The following is a 19,296-nucleotide window of genomic DNA, read 5'->3' on the forward strand; positions in this document are numbered from 1 at the left end:
TATCGGAACGGTAATCTCCTTCGCCGGGTCCGGTTCACCGGACGGACGTTCGACGGGAGAGGCCGCACCGCAGTGCCACGAGGGTTTCCTTCGCACCGGATGTGGTGGTGCGCGGCGTTACTGGCGCTGTCCGTCGTCGTCCGGATCGCCTGGGGATTCATCACTCCCAACGGCATGAACCTCGTCGACCTGCACGTCTACGTCGACGGATCGGCCGCTCTGCTGCAGGGCGACCTCTACGGGTTCACCTATTCGGAGGACACCCCCGACTTCCCCCTGCCGTTCACCTATCCGCCCTTCGCCGCGCTCGTCTTCCTGCCCCTGCACCTGATCCCGTTCGGAATCCTGGGCGTGGCCTGGCAGCTGCTGACGGTCGCGGCGCTGTTCGCCGTCGTGTGGATCTCGCTCGAACTCGTCGTGGACGCGCGGGCACGGAGCCGGTCGTGGGTCGGTGTCGCGATGCTGTGGACGGCTGCGGGCATATGGACCGAGCCGGTACGCACGACCCTCGACTACGGCCAGATCAACGTCTTTCTCGTCCTCGGCGTGATGCTCGCGGCCCGCAGTTCCCGGTGGTGGCTGTCGGGTGGGCTCGTCGGCGTGCTCGCCGGGATCAAGCTCACGCCCGCCATCACCGGCCTGTACTTCCTCGCGCAGCGACGCTGGCGCGAGGCGGTGTTCTCCGCGGTCGTCTTCGTGGGGACCGTCCTGGTGAGCCTGCTCGTGCTCGGCTCCCAAGCCGCCACCTATTTCGGGTCCCTCTTCGGCGACGCGGATCGGATCGGGCCGGTCGTGTCGGTGTGGAACCAGTCGCTGCGCGGAGCGCTGGGTCGTCTCGCGGGTGAGGACGTCGGACTCGGGCCGGTGTGGCTGGTCGGCGTCGTGGTCTGCGCGGTCCTCGCGTTCGCGGCGTGGCGGTCGCTGGAACCGCTGCCCGACGGAACGCGCGACCGTCTCGGCACGCTGCTGATCGTGCAGCTGTTCGGCCTGCTCGTCTCGCCCATCTCGTGGGTCCACCACTGGGTGTGGGTGGTCCCTTTGCTGCTGTGGCTTCTCTACGGACCCTTGGCGCGGTCGCTCGGAGCCCGCATCGTCGCCGCGTGCTGGGCCGCGGTCACGCTGATCGGCGTTCCGTGGGTACTGAGTACGGCGCAGAACTCGATCTGGGATGTCGAACGTCCCGCTCCGCTCGCCTGGCTCGGCGCCGTCAACGTGGTCGGTGTCCTCGCCGTCTACGTCGTCGTGATCCTCGCGGCCCGGGGACGTGAGGGGCAGGACGAACGGGTGACTACAGACCCGAGCGCCGTGCCTCCTCGTCGATCCGACGCGCAAGAGCCGGATCCGACTCCGTGATGCCACCGGCGGAATGCGTGCTCAACGCGAAGGTCACCTTCCGCCACCTGATGTCGATGTCCGGATGGTGATTCGCCTCCTCGGCGACGACGGCCACCCGGTCGACGAGTGCGATCGCGTCGGGGAAGGTGGGCGCCTCGATGGTGCGGACCAGCGACTGTCCCGCGCGGTGCCAGTGCGGCAACTCGGCCAGCGCGGCGTCGATCTCTCCGTCCGTCAGCAGCTGGGACATGACTCATTCTGGGACGATGCACGTCATGTCTGCAAGCACATCGTCCGCGAGTACACCGGCGCCCGACGGGCACGTCGTGGCCGGCGCCGTCATCCGGGACGGACGCGTGCTGCTCGCCCAGCGCACGCGGCCCGTCGACCTCGCGGGCCTGTGGGAGTTGCCCGGAGGCAAGGCGGAACCGGGGGAGAGCGTGGAGGCGGCGCTCGTGCGGGAGCTGAGGGAAGAACTCGGTGTCGAGGTGCGCGGTGCGGAGCGACTGGGGGTCGCGGTGCCGTTGGCCGGAGGTCGCGAGTTGTGTGCCTACAGGGTCGAACTCGTCTCGGGTGATCCCGAGCCGCTGGACCACGCGGCGTTGCGGTGGGTCGACGCGGACGAACTCGGGGAGGTCGATCTCGTCCCGGCCGATCGTGCGTGGATTCCCGATCTACGCGAACATCTGCGGCGCTGAGGTCATACGGCGCACGCCTGGTGGTCAGGCGGCGCGGGCCTTGTCGAGATACTTGCGCAGTTCCTTCTTGCTGAGCCCGTCGTTCTCGACCTTCTTCATGCGCATGACGACGACGGGGCATTTGAGGCACCGCGTCTTCTTGCGGCAGCACTTCTTCTTCGGCTTCAGGCCTGCGACCTTGCTCGCCTTCACCTTCCCCATACGTCCCGCCTGCCTTCCACGGTCCAGCGCGCGGCGAATCACCGGCGGGCGAAGGTTAGCATCCCCTTACTCGTGGACCCAGGGGTGCATGTGGTGCCGGATTCGGCGGTTACGTCTCCTGGGGGAGTGTCGAGCGTCACCCCGATCGTCGCCGACCTGCGGGTATCTGATGAGGTAGAAGCGGCGACCGACGAACGGCCTGTAAAGTGTATTGACGGCCGCAGTGCCTGCACGCCGAGAATCGGACGGGGCAGGTAGCTCGCAATCTCGCGTCGCGGCCATCGAGACGAACGCCGTACGGGCGAGGTGCCGACCGGGTCCAGTGCCGTGTGGCCGGACTACAGCCAGGAGAGCTATCGCGTGAGCACCGCTGATTTTCGGAACGTCGCCATCGTGGCGCACGTCGACCATGGAAAGACCACTCTCGTCGACGCCATGTTGCGCCAGTCGGGCGCGTTCGCCGAACGTGCGGAACTCGTCGACCGGGTCATGGACTCGGGCGACCTCGAGCGCGAGAAGGGCATCACCATTCTCGCGAAGAACACCGCGGTGCACCGTCACCACCCGGACGGCACCGTCACGGTCATCAACGTCATCGACACCCCCGGCCACGCCGACTTCGGCGGTGAGGTCGAGCGCGGCCTGTCCATGGTCGACGGCGTCGTCCTGCTGGTCGACTCCTCCGAGGGACCGCTGCCGCAGACCCGCTTCGTGCTCCGCAAGGCGCTCGCCGCGTCGCTGCCGGTGATCCTCGTGGTCAACAAGACCGACCGCCCGGACGCCCGCATCGCCGAGGTCGTCGAGGAGAGCCAGACCCTGCTGCTCGACCTCGCGTCCGACCTCGACGACGAGGCCGCCGAAGCCGCCGAGCTCGCCCTCGAGCTGCCCGTCCTCTACGCCTCCGGTCGTGAGGGCAAGGCCTCGAAGAAGCAGCCCGAGAACGGCCAGGTCCCCGACGCCGAGAACCTCGACGAGCTCTTCGAGGTCCTCATGGAGTGCATCCCCGCACCCAAGGGTGATCCGTCGGCGCCGCTGCAGGCCCACGTCACCAACCTCGACGCCTCCGAGTTCCTCGGTCGTCTCGCGCTGCTGCGCATCCACCAGGGTGAGCTGCGCAAGGGCCAGACCGTCGCGTGGATGCACGCCGACGGCGTCAAGAACGTCAAGATCACCGAGCTGCTCAAGACCGTCGGTGTCGAGCGGCAGCCGGGCGAGGTCGCGGTCGCCGGCGATATCGTCGCCGTGGCCGGCATCCCGGAGATCATGATCGGCGACACGCTCGCCGATCCGGAGAACCCGGTGGCGCTGCCGCGCATCACCGTCGACGAGCCGGCCATCTCGATGGTCATCGGCACCAACACCTCGCCGCTCGTCGGCCGGGTCAAGGGCCACAAGCTCACCGCTCGCATGGTGAAGACGCGGCTCGACTCCGAGCTCGTCGGCAACGTCTCGCTGCGCGTCCTCGACATCGGACGCCCCGACGCGTGGGAGGTGCAGGGCCGAGGCGAACTCGCCCTCGCCATTCTCGTCGAGCAGATGCGCCGTGAAGGCTTCGAGCTGACCGTCGGCAAGCCGCAGGTGGTCACCCGCACCATCGACGGCAAGCTCCACGAGCCCTACGAGGAGCTGACCATCGACAGCCCCGAGGAGCACCTCGGCGCCATCACCCAGCTGCTCGCGAACCGCAAGGGCAAGATGGTCCAGATGACCAACCAGGGCACCGGCTGGGTTCGTATGGAGTTCATCATCCCGTCGCGTGGTCTGATCGGTTTCCGTACCGACTTCCTCACGGAGACCCGCGGCACCGGCATTTCCAACGCCATCTTCCACGGTTACGCGCCGTGGGCCGGCGAGATCCGCGCCCGCCACACGGGTTCGCTCGTCTCCGACCGTGCAGGCTCGGTCACCCCGTTCGCGATGATCCAGCTCGCCGACCGCGGCACCTTCTTCGTCGAACCGGGCAGCGACACCTACGAGGGCCACGTCGTGGGCATCAACCCGCGCGCCGAGGACCTCGACATCAACGTCACCCGCGAGAAGAAGCTCACCAACATGCGCTCTTCGACCGCCGACGTGATGGAGACCCTCGCCAAGCCGATCGAGCTGACCCTCGAGGCAGCGCTCGAGTTCTGTGCTGCGGACGAGTGCGTCGAGGTCACGCCGGAGGACGTGCGCGTGCGCAAGCTGCACCTCTCGCAGACCGACCGTGCGCGTGCGCGGTCGCGGGAGAAGGCCCGTAACAAGTAGTCCAGGTGTGGGGTGGCCCCGGCGAGCGCATGCTGGCCGGGGCCACCCACGTACCACCTGCCTCACGGAAGGAGCCCGAGTGTCGCGTACGCGCGCTCGTCGCCGACTGATCGGGGCGACGGCCGGCCTGGCCGTGGCTGCGCTGGTCCTCACCGGTTGCACCGCCGACCCGCCGCCGCCCATCGAGCAGACGGAGCCGACCACGACCCCGGCTCCCGCTCCGAAGCGCAGCACGGTGGTGGTCGCGATCGACGAGGTCGGTTCGGGCTTCAACCCCCACCTGCTCGCAGACCAGTCGCCCGTCGCGAACGCCGTTGCCGAACTCGTGCTCCCGAGTGCCTTCCGGGCCGTGCCCGATCCGGAGAATCCCGCTGCAGCACTGTGGGTTCCGGACGACTCGCTGCTGCTGTCCGCGGAGGTCACCGACGAGGCGCCGTTCACCATCACCTACCGCCTGCGCGACGAGGCCCAGTGGTCGGACGGAGCGCCGATCGTTGCCGAGGACTTCCGGTATCTGTGGCGGCAGATGATCACCCAGCCCGGCGTCGTCGATCCTGCCGGCTACCGCCTCATCGACGACATCCGATCGTCGGGCGGAGGCAAGATTGTCACCGTCACCCTGCGCGAGCCGTATCCGGCCTGGCGCGAACTGTTCACGAATCTCTTGCCCGCCCACCTGGTCAAGGACACTCCGGGTGGCTTTTCCACCGGCCTGTCCGAGACGATTCCCGTGTCCGGAGCGCGATTCCACGTCGACAACGTCGATCGGGGGCGCGCCGAGGTGCTGCTCGAACGCAACGACCGGTTCTGGGGCACCCCGGCCGGACCCGACGAACTGATCATGCGCCGCGCCGGCACCGACGCCCAGGTGACCGAATCGGTGCGCAGCGACGACGCCCAAGTGGTCCAGAGCGCGGGCGGTGTCGCTCTCGAGGCGCAGCTCGCCGCCGTGCCGGGTGTGCGGACCGGCGTCCAGCTCCAGCCGCGCACCCTCGATCTGACCCTCAACACGCGCACCGCCGAACTCGCCGACCCGGTCGTCCGGCGAGGCATGCTCGACCTGCTCGACCCCGAGCTGCTCGGACTTGTCGCCACGGCCAACAGCACCGGGGTCGTGCGGGCGCGGGCCCAGGTGCTCGCGCCGTCCGATCCGGGATACACCGACACGATGCCGGCGCGTCTGTCCCGGGAGCAGGCCCTCGGACGTCTCGCCGAGGCCGGATATCTACCCGTCCCGCCTGCCGTGCCCCCGGTGCCGACGGACCCCGGCGCACCCGGCCCCGAAGCGCCGGAGGCCGCTGCACCGGAGACGGGGGCATCCGAGACGGCGGCATCCGAGACGGCGGCATCCGAGACGGCGGCATCCGAGACGGCGGCGCCGACGAGCGCGACTCCCGGACCGAGAACCCCCGACGGGCCGGCCCTGCCCGAGGGCACCCTGGCCCGGGCCGGCGTGCCGTTGACGCTGGTCGTGGGCGTGCCGGAGGGTGACGAGACCGCCCGCGCCGTCGCGCGCACCGCCGTCGACCTGTGGCGTGGCGCCGGGATCGACGCATCGGTCGACGAACTTCCCCCCGACGAGCTGTACGGCGAAGCCCTCGTCGAGGGCACCGTGCACGCGGTCGTCGGCTGGATGCGTGCCGGTGGAGACCTTGCCACCGCCGCGCTGTCCCGATTCGGATGCGTCCCGGTGGCCGCAGCACCCACCGTGGCGGGGGAGGACCTGCCGACCGTGCCCGAGTCCGACCTCCCGGCGCAGCCCGACGCCCCCGGGACGGCGGAGGCGGCACAGTCGTCGGACCCCGCGACCACCACGCTCGACGAGGACGACGTCGAGGAACGTGAGGATGCGCTCGCAGCGCAGCTCGAGGCTCCGAGCAACCTCTCGGGTGCGTGCGATCCCGGTCTCGAACCCGATCTGCTCGCTGCACTGAACGGCACCACCGACCCGGCGAAGGTCGTCGCCGACGCGCAGGCCAGGCTGTGGGATCTCGCGGTGAATCTGCCGATCCTGCAGGACCGGGCCGTTGTCGCCGCCGGTCCGGGCGTCGAGAACGTCTCGCTGACAGCCGCCGTCGCCACCGGTATTCTCGGCGACGCCCATCTGTGGGGAAGGACCACACCGTGACCGATGCTCCGGGAGCTCTCCCCGACGTTGCGGATCGACGACTTCTGCTCGTCCACGCCCATCCCGACGACGAAACCCTCACCACCGGCGGCACCATCGCCCGGTACGTCGCCGAGGGCGCCGAGGTCACCGTCGTGACCTGCACGCTCGGTGAGGAGGGCGAAGTGATCGGCGACGAGTGGGCCCAGCTCACCGCCGACCGCGCCGATCAGCTCGGCGGATACCGCATCCTCGAACTCACCCGGGCGCTCGACGCGCTCGGCGTCGAGCGACCGCGTTTTCTCGGCGGTGCCGGGCACTGGCGCGACTCCGGGATGGCGGGCACCGCGTCCGCCGACAATCCTCGCGCCTGGGTCAACGCCGACCGCGACGAGGCGATCGAGGCGCTCGTCGCCGTGATCCGCGAGACGCGTCCGCACGTGGTCGTCACCTACGACCCGTTCGGTGGCTACGGGCATCCCGACCACATCGCGGTGCACGAACGGGTGACCGCGGCCGTCGAAGCGGCCGGCACCGAGGACTATCCGTCCGCCGGGGCGGCGTGGACCCCCGCGAAGGTGTACTGGACCGTCGCCGAACGGTCCGCGCTCGAACGCGGCATCGCCGCCATGGGCACGCTGCCCGACGGCTGGCGCCGACCGGAGGCCGGCGAACTGCCGAGCGTGCCCGACGACGAGGTCACCACCGTCGTCGACGTCCGCTCGGTTCTCGACGCGAAGCGGACCGCGATGGCCGCGCACACGACCCAGGTGCTGGTCGCGGAGGACGGCGAGCAGTTCGTGCTCTCCAACCTCGTCGCCCAGCCCGTCTTCGACCAGGAGCACTTCGTGCTCGTGCGCGGGCAGCTCGGCCTGACCGACTCCACGGGACGAGAGGACGACCTCTTCTCCGGCATCGGATAGTGTGACCCGAGTCATCAACGAGGCCGTGGGTGGTTCGCGTCACCCGTCCTCGCGTACCACGCAGGCACACCGTCAGGGGGTTGTCGATGTACAACTGGTCCGTCCAGAACCAGATCGTCGCGTTCGTGGAGTCGTTGAGGCCGTACGCCGACGAGATCCGGGCCGACTACTGGCACGCTCTGTACTCCTTCGCCGACCAGCAGAGCGCGCTGCTCACCATGCTCGGATACCCGCCGGTTCCCTGACGTCCCGTGCGTGGGTCGCGGATGGTTCCGCGGACCCCGGTTGCGCTCGGGCGCGTCCGGTAGCGCACCATCGAAGCATGACGGTCGATCCAGCAACCGCTGCACCCCTCGCGTCACCGGTGGACGTCCAACCCCGCCGGGGGCTCGTCGCGCTGCTCGTGCTCGACGGTGCGCTGTGCGCCCTGTTGTCGGTCTTCTATCTCGGCGTGTACATCGCCGGAGTGCCCTTCCCGATCACCATCCTGCTGGCCGGCCTCGTCAACCTGCTGCTGGTGATGGCCCTCCGCGCCGAGACCGGATCCCTGCGCAGCGCGACCCTGCCGCTGCTGGCCTGGGCCGTCGTCTTCCTCGTCTGCCTCGTGGGCGGTCCGGGCGGCGACCAGCTCGCGCTCGGCGACTGGCGGACCCTGCTGCTGCCCGTGGCCGCGCTCGCCCCCGCCGGCGGCTACCTGTTCTCGGCCCGCATCAGGGAGATCACCCAGGCAGTGGGAGGGACGCAGCCCGCGCCGCGTCCCTGAGCACCTCGGTCACCATCTCCTTCGTCAACCGGCCGGTGAAGGTGTTCTGCTGGCTGACGTGATAGCAACCGAACAGGTGCAACGGGTGCTCCCGCGCCTCGGTGGCAGCGAGCAGCACATGTGCGCCGTGCCCGAACTTGGGGCGGGGAACCGGAATCGTCCACCCCGCCGCCGACAGGACCGGCAGTAGTGCCTGCCACCCGAACCCGCCGAGCACGACGACCGACCTCAGCGTGGGGGAGAGCAGGTCGAGTTCCTGTTCGAGCCAGTGCCGGCAGGTGTCGCGTTCGACGACGGTGGGGCGATTGGCCGGTGGCGCGCAGTGCACCGGCGACGTGATGCGCGTGCCGAACAGTTCGAGGCCGTCGCCGATGTGCGTCGCGGTCGGTTGCGACGCCAGTCCCGCGTCGTACAGGGCCGCGTACAGCACGTCGCCCGACCGGTCGCCCGTGAACATCCGTCCTGTGCGGTTCCCGCCGTGCGCGGCGGGCGCCAGCCCGACGATCAGCAGGGACGCATCGGCCGGGCCGAAGCCCGGGACGGGCCGGCCCCAGTACTCCTCGTCGCGGAAGGCCGCCCGTTTCTCCCGCGCGACCTGCTCACGCCATGCGACCAGCCGCGGACACGCGTGGCAGTCGACGAGCGCGTCGTCGAGCTCGGCCAGCGTCGCCGGGGGAGTGCCGTGCAGGGGGCCTTTGCCGGATGTCGGCTTCATCGGTCGATCCATGCTTCTCCCATACCCGGTGTGACCTCGCGGACAAGCGCCCACGCCTCGTCCACGGGGATGTCGATCACCTCGTAGCGTCCCGCACCCGCCGGCGTCGCCGCGACGACGGTCGCGAGACCGGCACGGCGCTGGAAGAGGGTCTGCCGCACCGTCCAGCCGATCACACCGTCCGCATCGAGACAGATGCGCTGCCGGTCGATCGAACCGCTGCGGGCGACGAGATGTCCGTCGACGACGGCGTGGCCGAGACCCCGGTAGCGGTCCTGCGCCAGCGCGCACGCCCCCGCGACCAGCACCACGACCACCGTGGCGATCACGGCGAACGGCACGTGCCGGTCGGTGACGCTCAGGGCGACGAGCCCGGCGGCGACCACGACGGCCACCGGCCACAGCGTCCGCGTGTAGCGGCGACGCCGGGCACGGGGACCGTGACTGCGCAGCGGAACGTCGAGCGGCAGCCCCCCGGTGAGCACCTCGGCCGCGACCCGCCGGACCTCCCCGTCGGGCGCCGACGGCAGGACCAGTGACGAACCGCCCTGTTGCGCGGTTCTGCCCGTCATGACGGCGTCGAGCCGTGCGGCGCCGACGAGCCGCAGCGCCAGCGGTTCGTGCAGCGCGATCCCGCGCAGCCGCGCCCGGTCGAGGGTGGTGTGACGGGTCGTGAGCAGGCCGTGCGCGATGCGCAGGACCCGTTGGTCGTCGGTCACCCGCAGATCGCCGTAGAGCAGCAGGTACCGCACGCACGCGGCCGGGCTGGCGACGAGCACGACGACCAGCACGAGGATCACGAGCGCGACCACCAGGCCGAGGTCTTCCGCGGTCTCCACCGCGCGGCGGACGACCTGCGATTCGGCGATCGACCGGCCGAGCCCGAACTGGAAGGCGGCACCGGCGACGGCCGCGACGGCGAGCAGTCCCGTCGTGGAGAACGGCGCGTAGCGCACCCAGGCCGGGTCGAATCGCGCCAGCTGACGCTCGGTGACGGCAGCGGTCGAGGTCGTCTCGGCCGGCACGTCGTCCTGCTGCCCACCCCTCAGGAGAACGGCACGGAGCTCGGGGACTGCTGCGATCGGAAGGCCGTTGAGTTCGAACCGGTTGCGATCGGCGCCCCCGCTCTGACCCGTGCCGATCTTCACGACCGCGAGGCCCAGCACGCGATGCAGGAGGCGTTGCTCGACGTCCACCGACCGGATGCGGCTGCGGGGGATCGACAACTCGCGTCGTTGCAGCAGGCCGCGGCGGAGTTCGACGTGCTCTGGTCCTACGCGGTAGGTGGTGGTGAACCAGCGCAGCAGACCGACCAGCACGAGCACGCCCGTCGCCGCGAGGCCCCACACGGGATTGCCGCTGGTGGACCCGATGACGAACGAGCCTGCGAGGACGGGCAGCAGGCGCAGGATCTCCTCGATCGGGTGGATCAGCAGCATCCGGCGATCGAGACGCGACCACGGCACCTCCTCGTCCGTCCCGGCCACGAGGGCGTCGTTCATGTCGCGTCCGTCTCCGAGCTCGCCGCGAGTGCGGTCAGGCGAGCGACGGTCTCGTCGGCGACCCGGCTGTCGAGCCCGACGATCTCCACCGCACCCGCCGCCGAGGCGGTGGTGACGGTGACGGTGGTCAGGCCGAGCCACCGGTCGAGCGGTCCACGCTCGGTGTCGACGGTCTGGATCCGGGAGATCGGTGCGATGCGGTGCTCCTGCGTCCACCAACCCGAACGCGTGTAGACCGCGGTCTCGTCCATCTCCCAGCGATGGACGCGGTATCGCCAGACCGGCACCACCGCGACGTGCAGTCCACCGAGGACGACGGTCGCGGCCGCGGCGGCGACGTGCCACCCGGCGCCCACCGGCGTGACGAGCACCCACACGACCTGCGCGACGACCAGCGGCAACCACATCAGCGCTGCACTCACGGCCCACAGCACACGCGCCTTCGGGCTCGGCCGCCACGACGGTTCCCTCATCACCACGCTCGTCGCTGCCGTGTTGTCGGCCGACCCCGCCGGCGAACTCTCGTCGTCCTCCACCCGCACCTCCTGCTCCATCGGGCCCCGTGTCCGGTTCCACGCTAGGCTGGGATCCGTAGAACCCGGCCGGACTCGCCCGATCCGATCTCACGATCGGGCCCTATCAGGAGGAGATCGCAATGACGGAGTCGAATGCGCTCGGCATCGAGATCCAGTCCGACAACGATTCCGAGGCCGACCGGCTCGAGCAGGCCATTCCCGTCTACGACGATCCTGCCGACGACCTGCCTTCGGACGTGCCCCTCGAAGCCGACCCGGCAGACACCTACGAGCAGTCCCGCGAAGTCCCGGCGGACGACGACTACCCGCGCGGATAGACCCCGAAGTGGCATGGGGGTGCTCGTAGGCGCATGATCGGGCCCATGACCGATTCCGCAGACGACACCCCGCAGTCCGCGATGCTCCCGACCCCCACCGTGCGTCCCGGCGCTGCGCACCGATCCACGGCGACTCCCTCGGGAATGCGTCGAGCGTTGCGTCGGGCTCGCGACGGGGTCGCACTGAACGTCGACGAAGCGGCGGTCCTGCTGCAGGCCCGGGGTGCCGATCTCGAGGATCTCTGTGCGTCGGCGGCGCGGGTGCGCGATGCCGGCCTTCTCGCGGAGGGTCGACCCGGCACGGTCACCTATTCGCGCAAGGTCTTCGTCCCCATCACCCGGCTGTGCCGGGACCGATGCCACTACTGCACCTTCGTCACCGTCCCCGGCAAGCTCCGCGCCGAGGGTCACGGCATGTATCTCGAACCCGACGAGATCCTCGAGATCGCCCGTCAGGGAGCCGAACTGGGTTGCAAGGAAGCCTTGTTCACACTCGGCGACCGGCCCGAGGACCGGTGGCCCGAAGCGAAGCAGTGGCTCGACGAGCGCGGCTACGATTCCACCCTCGACTACGTGCGAGCGATGGCGATCCGCGTCCTCGAGGAGACCGGTCTGCTGCCGCACCTCAATCCCGGGGTGATGAGCTGGGCCGAGATCTCGCGGCTGAAGCCGGTCGCCCCGTCGATGGGCATGATGCTCGAGACCACCTCCGAACGGTTGTTCACCGAGAAGGGGCAGTGCCACTACGGCAGCCCCGACAAGGATCCGGCGGTGCGGCTGCGGGTGCTCACCGATGCGGGCCGACTCGCGGTGCCGTTCACCACCGGCATCCTCGTCGGCATCGGTGAGGACTTCACCGAGCGTGCCGAATCGATCCACGCGATCCGTAAGTCGCACAAGGCATTCGGTCATATCCAGGAAGTAATCGTCCAGAACTTCCGCGCCAAGGACGACACCGCGATGCGCGAGCACGACGACGCCGATCTCGACGAGTTCCTCGCCGCGATCGCCGTCGCGCGGCTCGTCCTCGGGCCGGGAATGCGCATCCAGGCCCCGCCGAATCTCGTCTCGCTCGACGAGTGCCGCGCGCTGCTCGGGGCGGGTGTCGACGACTGGGGTGGTGTCTCGCCGTTGACGCCCGATCACGTCAACCCCGAACGGCCCTGGCCGAATCTCGACACCCTGGCGCGCCTGAGCTCCGAGGCCGGCTTCGAGCTCACCGAGCGGATCGCCGCGCAGCCGAAGTACGTGCTCGCCGGGCAGCCGTGGATCGATCCGCGCATCACCGCGCACGTGCACGCCCTCGCCGATCCGGCCACGGGCCTCGCGCGCGAGGTGATCCCGTCCGGACTGCCCTGGCAGGAACCCGACATCGACTGGGAGTCGTCGGGTCGCGTCGATCTGAACTCCGAGATCGACGTGACCGGACGCAACACCGAGCGCCGGTCCGATCTCGGGAGCGCTTTCGGCGACTGGGAGACCGTCCGCGAACAGGTGCTCCAGCTGGGCGCCTCAGCACCGGTGCGGCTCGACAGCGACGTGCTCTCGGCGCTGCGCTCCGCCGAACGGGATCCGGGCGGTTGCACCGAAGCGGAGTACATCGCCCTCGCCAACGCCGACGGCGCCGGTCTCGAAGCACTCGTGGCGCTCGCCGACCAGCTGCGCCGCGACACCGTCGGCGACGACGTCACCTATGTCGTCAACCGGAACATCAACTTCACCAACATCTGCTACACCGGCTGCCGGTTCTGCGCCTTCGCGCAGCGCAAGGGCGACGCCGACGCGTTCACCCTCTCGGCGAGCGAGGTCGCCGACCGGGCGTGGGAGGCGCACGTCGCCGGCGCCACCGAGGTGTGCATGCAGGGCGGTATCGATCCGGAACTGCCGGTGACCGGCTACGCCGATCTCGTCCGCGCCGTCAAGGCGCGGGTGCCGTCGATGCACGTCCACGCGTTCTCGCCGATGGAGATCGTCAACGGTGTCGCGCGCAGCGGCACGTCGATCCGGGACTGGCTCACCGAACTGCGTGAGGCCGGGCTCGACACCATCCCGGGCACCGCCGCGGAGATCCTCGACGACGAGGTGCGGTGGGTGCTCACGAAGGGCAAGCTCCCGACCGCCGAGTGGATCGAGGTGGTGACCACCGCGCACGAGGTGGGCCTGCGATCGAGCTCGACGATGATGTACGGGCACGTCGACCAGCCGCACCACTGGGTCGGCCACCTCGAGGTGATCCGCGGGATCCAGGACCGCACGGGCGGATTCACCGAGTTCGTGCTGTTGCCATTCGTGCACCAGTCGTCGCCGCTCTATCTGGCCGGCGCGTCGCGTCCCGGCCCGACCATGCGCGACAACCGTGCCGCGCACGCCCTCGCCCGGGTCATGCTGCACGGCCGGATCGACAACATCCAGACCAGCTGGGTCAAGCTGGGTGTCGCCGGGACGCAGGCCATGCTCGAGGGCGGGGCGAACGATCTCGGCGGCACGCTCATGGAGGAGACGATCTCGCGCATGGCGGGCTCGCAGCACGGTTCGGAGAAGACCGTCGCCGAACTGGTCGCGATCGCCGAGGGCATCGGGCGGCCGGCGCGCCAACGGACCACCGCGTACACGCCGATCGAGCTCCCGGTCACCGCGGGCTGACCCGCCTCGACGGTCTGCACTCTGAAGTAGGGGACCCTTACTCCGGTGTGTGGCACGGGCACGGGGGATACTGGAGGACCGTGGGCGCCGAGGGTGCCCGCTCGGGCGAGACCGCGCAGGTCGGCGGGCTTACAGAGAGGCAGGGAGAACAGCAGTGACGTACACGATTGCGGAACCGTGCGTGGACGTGTTGGACAAGGCATGCATCGAGGAGTGCCCCGTCGACTGCATCTACGAGGGCGGTCGCATGCTGTACATCCACCCCGACGAGTGCGTCGACTGCGGTGCGTGCGAGCCCGTGTGCCCCGTCGAAGCGATCTTCTACGAGGACGACGTCCCGGACGAGTGGTCCGAGTACGTCAAGGCCAACGTCGACTTCTTCAACGATCTCGGCTCGCCCGGTGGCGCCGCGAAGCTCGGCAAGGTCGACTACGACCCGCCGTTCGTCAAGAATCTCCCTCCCATGGGCGAAGAGTGACGAACGGACCGGTGGAACTTTCGTGAGCACGCGTGTCCGCCGTTCGGTGGCGAAGAGCCTGCCGGACTTCCCCTGGGATTCCCTGACCGACGCGAAAACGAAGGCAGCGGCGCATCCCGACGGCATCGTCAACCTGTCGGTGGGCACACCGGTCGACCCGGTCGCCCCCGTGATCCGGGAGGCGCTCGTCTCCGTCGCGGAGGAGCCGGGCTACCCGACCACGCACGGCACCGCCGAACTGCGGCGGGCGGCCGTGGGTGCGCTCGAACGTCGCTACGGCATCACCGGTCTCGACGACTCGGCGATCCTGCCGGCGATCGGCACCAAGGAGATGATCGCCTGGCTGCCGTCGCTGCTCGGCCTCGGTGCCGACGATCTCGTCGTGATCCCCGAACTGGCGTACCCGACCTACGAGGTGGGCGGGCTGCTCGCCGGTGCCCGCATCATCCGCGCCGACGGGCTGACCCGCCTCGGCCCCGAGGTCGCGTCGCTGGTCTTCGTGAACTCGCCGTCGAACCCCACCGGCAAGGTGCTCGGACCCGACCACCTGCGCAAGGTCGTCGACTGGGCGCGCAGCCGCAACGCGATCGTCGTCTCCGACGAGTGTTATCTCGGGCTCACCTGGGAGTGTGAGGCCCTGTCGATCCTGCACCCGAACGTGTGCGGGGGCGACCACACCAACCTCCTCGCGGTGCACTCGCTGTCGAAGACCTCCAATCTCGCGAGCTACCGGGCCGGTTTCGTCACCGGCGACGCCGACCTCGTCGCCGACCTGCTCGAGGTCCGTAAGCACTCCGGCATGATGCTGCCGCTGCCGATCCAGGCCGCGATGACCGCGGCACTGAACGACGACGAACACGAGAACGCGCAGCGCGAGAAGTACCGCAAGCGTCGCGAGGTGCTCCTCGAGGCCGTGCGCGGCGCCGGCTTCACCGTCGACCATTCGGAGGCGGGCCTGTACCTGTGGGCGACGCGCGGTGAGGGATGCCGCGCGACCGTCGACTGGTTCGCCGACCGCGGCATCCTCGTCGCACCCGGCGAGTTCTACGGTCCCGGAGGTGTCCTGCACGTCCGGATCGCGCTCACCGCGACCGACGACGCCATCGACGCCGCCGCTGCCCGACTGCGCCGATAGAGCGCGCCGACGCACCGCTCAGCGAGCAGCTCGCCGGTAGATTGGCCCCGTGAGTTCGTCCGGTGAGGATCCGCTGCTGTGGGTGCTCTACGTCGCCGTGGTGGCCACCGCTGCGGTGAGCGCGTCACGCTCCCATGCGGGAAGTTCCGCGCACGCGACGACGCGATCGTTCTGGTGGCCTCCGCCGGTCGCGGCGACGATCCTGTGGTCGGTGGTCGCGGTGGCCTCGCTCGCGCGACTGGTCTTCCCGGGACTGCTCGACGCCTTCCGGCGGCAGCCGGTCCGCACCCGGGACTCGGGGGAGTGGTGGCGCGTCCTCACCGCAGGTCTGATCGAGGACGGCGGCGTGCTCCTCACCGTCGTGAACCTGCTGTTGCTCGCGGTGGTCGCCATCGCGATCGTGCGGGTGTGGGGGTGGTACCGCGCACTCGGGTTGTTCCTGGTCGGCCAGGTGCTGTGGGGGTTGTTCACCACCTTCGTCTTCCCGTCCGACGGCGCGGGAACAACCGGCGCGACGCTCGCGGCGGCCGCGACTCTCGCGGGACTGTGGCCGGTCGTCGGAGCGACACGCTCGCTGCTCGTCGCCTCCGCGGCGACCTTCCTTCTCGGTGTGGTCCTCGTGATCGCGGGCGATGCGCACGGCGTGGCCGTCCTCATCGGAATGCTGCTGGGCGCGGTCCTGGCCACCGTGCTTCCCCCAGCACATCTGGCGCGGACATCGATGTCCGCGGCGCGCGGCGACATCCACACCTGACCGCCACACCCGACCGCCCCCGCGAGGCTGCGGCATCGATATGGAATCGTGGCTGTCGTGTCTGCACTGCTTCGTTCGCTGAATCCGCTGGCCGTCGCGCGCGGCGACGATCTCCCGGACGTCGTCCGTATCGACGGCCACACCTTCTCCCGCAGCGATCTGCTCGGCGCGGCCACCGCCGTCGCGGCGCGGGTGGCGCGCGCCGATCGGGTGGCCGTGCTCGCGACTCCGAGCGCGACCACCGTCGTCGCCGTGACCGGTGCCCTGCTCGCCGGGACGACCGTGGTGCCGGTGCCACCGGACTCGGGGCCCGCCGAACTCGCCCACATCCTGACGGACTCGGACGCGCAGGCCTGGCTCGGTCCGGCGCCGGAGGTGCAGCATCCCGACGTTCCGCAGTTGCCGGGCCTGCCGGTCCGCCTGCACGCCCGCGACTGGCATCACCTGCCCGAGCCGAACCCGGCGCGAATCGCGTTCGTGCTCTACACCTCCGGGACCACCGGCGCTCCGAAGGGTGTGCTGCTGAGCCGCCGGGCGATCGCCGCGGGCATCGACGCGCTCGCCGAGGCGTGGGCCTGGACCGAGCGCGACACGCTCGTCCACGGGCTGCCGCTGTTCCACGTGCACGGACTCGTGCTCGGTGTGGTCGGAGCCCTGCGGGTGGGCAGCCGGCTGATCCACACCGGGAAGCCCACTCCGCAGGCCTACGCCGAAGCGCAGGGATCCCTCTACTTCGGGGTGCCGACGGTGTGGACACGCGTCGTCGAGGACGAGGACTCCGCCCGCGCGCTCAGCGGCGCGCGACTGCTCGTCTCCGGCAGCGCGCCGCTGCCGGTGCCGGTCTTCGAACGACTGCGTGAGCTCACGGGACTGGTTCCGATCGAGCGCTACGGCATGAGCGAGACGATGCTGACGCTCAGCACGCGCGTCGACGGCGAGCGCCGTCCCGGCTGGGTCGGCACGCCGGTGGCCCGGGTCGAGACGCGCCTGCGCGACGAGCAGGGCCGCGACGTGCCCCACGACGGGGAGAGCATCGGCGTCTTGCAGGTGCGTGGACCGATGCTCTTCGACGGCTACCTGAACAGGCCGGAGGCCACCGCGGCCGCGTGGACCGAGGATGGATGGTTCGTCACCGGCGATGTGGCGGCCGTCGACGAGGGCGGATTCCACCGCATCGTGGGTCGCGAGTCGACCGATCTGATCAAGACCGGTGGGTTCCGGGTGGGTGCGGGGGAGATCGAGACCGTTCTGCTCGGTCATCCCGCGGTGCGGGAGGTGGCCGTGGTGGGCCTGCCCGACGACGACCTCGGTCAGCGGATCGTCGCGTTCGTGGTGCCCGCCGCCGACGGCCCCCAAGTCGACGGGTCGGAACTGATCGACCTGGTCGCACAACAGCTTTCCGTGCACAAGCGGCCCCGGGAGGTGCGTGTGGTGGGTGACCTTCCACGCAATGCGATGGGCAAGGTGCAGAAGAAGAAACTGGGCTGACAGGGTCGGTGGGGGGCGCCCGCGGGCAGGTTCCTGTCACCGGAACTTCGTGGAAAATCGGTCACAGGGGTTGCATGTGTCACACTGCGAGGCGGATTCTCGACTGCACCGTATGTAGATCTACTCACTTCGATGGGGGTTCGAGGGATGTCTGTAACGGATCAGGTCCGGGTGACCGGGCACGATCGTCGGGGGGACGGTGACAACGCTCCGCTCTTCCTGGTGGACGGGAAGCCCGCGTCCGTTCCGCTGCGCGATCTGCCTGCCGTGGCTCGCAAACTCGTGGCGCACTTCGCCGACAACGTGGCGCCGTGTTCGCTGCGACCGGGCGAATCGCTGCGCGGTGACGTCACCGAGGTCACCGTGCGCTGCCTGCGCATCGCGATCCATCTCCTCGACTCCGGAGAACTACCCTCCGACGCGGAACTCGCCGACCTGCGCAGCAGCGCAGCCCAGTGGGCCCGCGCCGGCTTCCGGCTCGAATACATGCTCCGGATCTATCACGAAGGCATCCGTCTCGGGTGGGAGCTGGTCACCGATCGGGCCCGGGAGGGCGATGTCTCCTCCGTCGCCGACGCGTCCCGCCTGTGGATGGCGCTGCTCGAGAAGGTCACCGTCGCCGCGACCACCGGTTTCGTCGCCGAACTCGACGCCATCCGCCGTGAACGCGACGTCGCCGCGCAGGAACTGGTCGCCGCGCTGCTGAGCGGGCAGGACGCCGCGGCCGTGGCGCAACGCTCCGGGCTGGTGCTCGCCGACACCTACACCGTGCTCGCGGTCTCGCTCACCCGACATCCCGACGAACGCAATCCGCACGTGCGGCCGGAGGTCGTCGCGCGGCGCACCCTGCGCCGGGTCGAGACCGAACTCGAGGCGATCTGCGAGGGCCGCCACCTCGCGATGCTCGGCCCCGAGGGCGGCACCGTCCTGCTCCCCGAATCGCCCTCGACCGAGACGATCGAGGAATTCCGGCAGCGCATCGAGACCGTCGCGGGCGTGTCCGTCACGATCGCTCTCGTCCACGCCCCCGTACGGGAGGTGCCCACCGCGGCGAAGCAGGCCCACGAACTGCTCGATCTGGTGCGACGGCTCGGCCGTGCGGTCGGGGCCTACGGTATGCAGGATCTGGCCCTCGAATACCAGCTCACGCGGCCCGGACCGGCGCGCCGTCACCTCGCACGCGTCCTCGACCCGCTCGACGAATCACCCGAACTCGTCGAGACGCTGGAAACGCACATCGCCCACGACCTGAGCCGCCAGCTCACGGCCAAGACCCTGCACATCCACGCGAACACTGTCGACTACCGCCTCAAGCGGGTCGCGCAACTCACCGGATTCGATCCCACCCGGCCCTCCGGACTGCGCCAGCTGCAGGCGGCGCTGATCGCTCGACGACTCGAACTGGAGAGCTCCGAACAGGGCTGATATCGCGTCGGATTCGGCTTCCCGAGGCG

At 69.9% G+C, this 19,296-nt stretch carries 19 protein-coding genes; 14 read left to right on the forward strand and 5 right to left on the reverse strand.

Going from position 1 to position 19,296, the window contains the following annotated elements; all coding sequences use genetic code 11:
• The first annotated feature begins 99 nt into the window (after window positions 1-99).
• Window positions 100-1,353, forward strand: coding sequence for a mannosyltransferase (locus tag BO226_RS02770; protein ID WP_033097288.1), 1,254 nt, complete (start codon window positions 100-102; stop codon window positions 1,351-1,353).
• On the opposite strand, the gene BO226_RS02775 is transcribed toward BO226_RS02770, so the two are convergent.
• Window positions 1,289-1,585 carry a 4a-hydroxytetrahydrobiopterin dehydratase gene (locus BO226_RS02775; RefSeq protein WP_006550586.1) on the reverse strand — a complete coding sequence of 99 codons (297 nt, stop codon included), beginning with the start codon at window positions 1,583-1,585 and terminating at the stop codon, window positions 1,289-1,291. The genes BO226_RS02770 and BO226_RS02775 overlap by 65 nt on opposite strands.
• Window positions 1,586-1,610: 25 nt before the next feature.
• Between BO226_RS02775 and BO226_RS02780 the strand changes: the two genes are divergently transcribed.
• A complete protein-coding gene (locus tag BO226_RS02780; protein ID WP_024103420.1) occupies window positions 1,611-2,033 on the forward strand; it encodes a (deoxy)nucleoside triphosphate pyrophosphohydrolase in 423 nt (140 codons plus the stop codon).
• A 24-nt stretch (window positions 2,034-2,057) separates the two neighbouring features.
• Here BO226_RS02780 and BO226_RS27590 read toward each other — a convergent pair whose 3' ends face one another.
• Window positions 2,058-2,234 carry a hypothetical protein gene (locus tag BO226_RS27590; protein WP_006550584.1) on the reverse strand — a complete coding sequence of 59 codons (177 nt, stop codon included), beginning with the start codon at window positions 2,232-2,234 and terminating at the stop codon, window positions 2,058-2,060.
• Between the two features lie 360 nt (window positions 2,235-2,594).
• On the opposite strand from BO226_RS27590, the gene typA reads away from it, so the two are divergent.
• The 5 genes from typA (at window position 2,595) to BO226_RS02800 (ending at window position 8,274) form a co-directional block, all read left to right on the forward strand.
• The gene (gene typA / locus BO226_RS02785) at window positions 2,595-4,481 is read left to right on the forward strand and encodes a translational GTPase TypA (protein WP_006550583.1); all 1,887 of its coding nucleotides are present in this window, start codon (window positions 2,595-2,597) and stop codon (window positions 4,479-4,481) included.
• A gap of 79 nt (window positions 4,482-4,560) precedes the next feature.
• Entirely contained in the window at window positions 4,561-6,609 is a 2,049-nt protein-coding gene (locus BO226_RS02790; protein ID WP_198040602.1) for an ABC transporter family substrate-binding protein, read from the forward strand.
• Window positions 6,588-7,511 carry an N-acetyl-1-D-myo-inositol-2-amino-2-deoxy-alpha-D-glucopyranoside deacetylase gene (gene mshB, locus BO226_RS02795; RefSeq protein ID WP_071934564.1) on the forward strand — a complete coding sequence of 308 codons (924 nt, stop codon included), beginning with the start codon at window positions 6,588-6,590 and terminating at the stop codon, window positions 7,509-7,511. Before BO226_RS02790 ends, mshB begins: the two co-directional genes overlap by 22 nt.
• Before the next feature lie 86 nt (window positions 7,512-7,597).
• A complete protein-coding gene (locus BO226_RS27595; RefSeq protein WP_006550580.1) occupies window positions 7,598-7,756 on the forward strand; it encodes a hypothetical protein in 159 nt (52 codons plus the stop codon).
• 77 nt (window positions 7,757-7,833) lie between these two features.
• Entirely contained in the window at window positions 7,834-8,274 is a 441-nt protein-coding gene (locus BO226_RS02800; protein WP_006550579.1) for a hypothetical protein, read from the forward strand.
• Here BO226_RS02800 and BO226_RS02805 read toward each other — a convergent pair.
• Genes BO226_RS02805 through BO226_RS02815 form a run of 3 tightly spaced genes read right to left on the reverse strand, consistent with a single transcriptional unit; the run spans window position 8,231 to window position 11,045 of the window.
• Entirely contained in the window at window positions 8,231-8,989 is a 759-nt protein-coding gene (locus BO226_RS02805) for a uracil-DNA glycosylase (RefSeq protein WP_019288045.1), read from the reverse strand. The two genes, BO226_RS02800 and BO226_RS02805, sit on opposite strands and share 44 nt — an antisense overlap.
• Window positions 8,986-10,491 carry a PH domain-containing protein gene (locus tag BO226_RS02810; RefSeq protein WP_071934565.1) on the reverse strand — a complete coding sequence of 502 codons (1,506 nt, stop codon included), beginning with the start codon at window positions 10,489-10,491 and terminating at the stop codon, window positions 8,986-8,988. The genes BO226_RS02805 and BO226_RS02810 overlap by 4 nt, the downstream gene beginning before the upstream one ends.
• On the reverse strand, window positions 10,488-11,045 hold the full coding sequence (locus BO226_RS02815; protein WP_006550576.1) for a PH domain-containing protein: 558 nt from the start codon (window positions 11,043-11,045) through the stop codon (window positions 10,488-10,490). Before BO226_RS02815 ends, BO226_RS02810 begins: the two co-directional genes overlap by 4 nt.
• A gap of 101 nt (window positions 11,046-11,146) precedes the next feature.
• On the opposite strand from BO226_RS02815, the gene BO226_RS02820 reads away from it, so the two are divergent.
• The 7 genes from BO226_RS02820 to BO226_RS02850 all read left to right on the forward strand — a co-directional run bounded on the left by BO226_RS02820 (window position 11,147) and on the right by BO226_RS02850 (window position 19,267).
• Window positions 11,147-11,344 carry a hypothetical protein gene (locus BO226_RS02820; RefSeq protein ID WP_006550575.1) on the forward strand — a complete coding sequence of 66 codons (198 nt, stop codon included), beginning with the start codon at window positions 11,147-11,149 and terminating at the stop codon, window positions 11,342-11,344.
• 81 nt (window positions 11,345-11,425) lie between these two features.
• The gene (locus tag BO226_RS02825; RefSeq protein ID WP_442977403.1) at window positions 11,426-13,987 is read left to right on the forward strand and encodes a bifunctional FO biosynthesis protein CofGH; all 2,562 of its coding nucleotides are present in this window, start codon (window positions 11,426-11,428) and stop codon (window positions 13,985-13,987) included.
• A 154-nt stretch (window positions 13,988-14,141) separates the two neighbouring features.
• Window positions 14,142-14,465, forward strand: a complete 324-nt coding sequence (gene fdxA / locus BO226_RS02830; protein WP_006550573.1) for a ferredoxin — start codon at window positions 14,142-14,144, stop codon at window positions 14,463-14,465.
• Window positions 14,466-14,487: 22 nt separating this feature from the next.
• Window positions 14,488-15,600, forward strand: coding sequence for a succinyldiaminopimelate transaminase (dapC, locus tag BO226_RS02835; RefSeq protein ID WP_071934566.1), 1,113 nt, complete (start codon window positions 14,488-14,490; stop codon window positions 15,598-15,600).
• 49 nt (window positions 15,601-15,649) lie between these two features.
• Window positions 15,650-16,354, forward strand: coding sequence for a rhomboid family intramembrane serine protease (locus BO226_RS02840; RefSeq protein ID WP_071934567.1), 705 nt, complete (start codon window positions 15,650-15,652; stop codon window positions 16,352-16,354).
• Window positions 16,355-16,411: 57 nt separating this feature from the next.
• Window positions 16,412-17,842 carry an acyl-CoA synthetase gene (locus BO226_RS02845; RefSeq protein ID WP_071936334.1) on the forward strand — a complete coding sequence of 477 codons (1,431 nt, stop codon included), beginning with the start codon at window positions 16,412-16,414 and terminating at the stop codon, window positions 17,840-17,842.
• A gap of 171 nt (window positions 17,843-18,013) precedes the next feature.
• Window positions 18,014-19,267 (forward strand): PucR family transcriptional regulator, encoded by a 1,254-nt coding sequence (locus BO226_RS02850; RefSeq protein ID WP_071934568.1) that lies wholly within the window; start codon window positions 18,014-18,016, stop codon window positions 19,265-19,267.
• Window positions 19,268-19,296: the final 29 nt, after the last annotated feature.

The organism is Rhodococcus sp. 2G, from assembly GCF_001886355.1.
Classification (GTDB): domain Bacteria; phylum Actinomycetota; class Actinomycetes; order Mycobacteriales; family Mycobacteriaceae; genus Rhodococcus; species Rhodococcus pyridinivorans.

What these genes read in the sequence shown, in the direction of transcription:
- BO226_RS02770 (WP_033097288.1), top strand. Translation starts at nt 100, where the DNA reads ATGTGGTGGTGCGCGGCGTTACTGGCGCTGTCCGTCGTCGTCCGGATC.
- BO226_RS02775 (WP_006550586.1), bottom strand. Translation starts at nt 1,585, where the DNA reads ATGTCCCAGCTGCTGACGGACGGAGAGATCGACGCCGCGCTGGCCGAG.
- BO226_RS02780 (WP_024103420.1), top strand. Translation starts at nt 1,611, where the DNA reads ATGTCTGCAAGCACATCGTCCGCGAGTACACCGGCGCCCGACGGGCAC.
- BO226_RS27590 (WP_006550584.1), bottom strand. Translation starts at nt 2,234, where the DNA reads ATGGGGAAGGTGAAGGCGAGCAAGGTCGCAGGCCTGAAGCCGAAGAAG.
- BO226_RS27595 (WP_006550580.1), top strand. Translation starts at nt 7,598, where the DNA reads ATGTACAACTGGTCCGTCCAGAACCAGATCGTCGCGTTCGTGGAGTCG.
- BO226_RS02800 (WP_006550579.1), top strand. Translation starts at nt 7,834, where the DNA reads ATGACGGTCGATCCAGCAACCGCTGCACCCCTCGCGTCACCGGTGGAC.
- BO226_RS02805 (WP_019288045.1), bottom strand. Translation starts at nt 8,989, where the DNA reads ATGAAGCCGACATCCGGCAAAGGCCCCCTGCACGGCACTCCCCCGGCG.
- BO226_RS02810 (WP_071934565.1), bottom strand. Translation starts at nt 10,491, where the DNA reads ATGAACGACGCCCTCGTGGCCGGGACGGACGAGGAGGTGCCGTGGTCG.
- BO226_RS02815 (WP_006550576.1), bottom strand. Translation starts at nt 11,045, where the DNA reads ATGGAGCAGGAGGTGCGGGTGGAGGACGACGAGAGTTCGCCGGCGGGG.
- BO226_RS02820 (WP_006550575.1), top strand. Translation starts at nt 11,147, where the DNA reads ATGACGGAGTCGAATGCGCTCGGCATCGAGATCCAGTCCGACAACGAT.
- BO226_RS02825 (WP_442977403.1), top strand. Translation starts at nt 11,426, where the DNA reads ATGCTCCCGACCCCCACCGTGCGTCCCGGCGCTGCGCACCGATCCACG.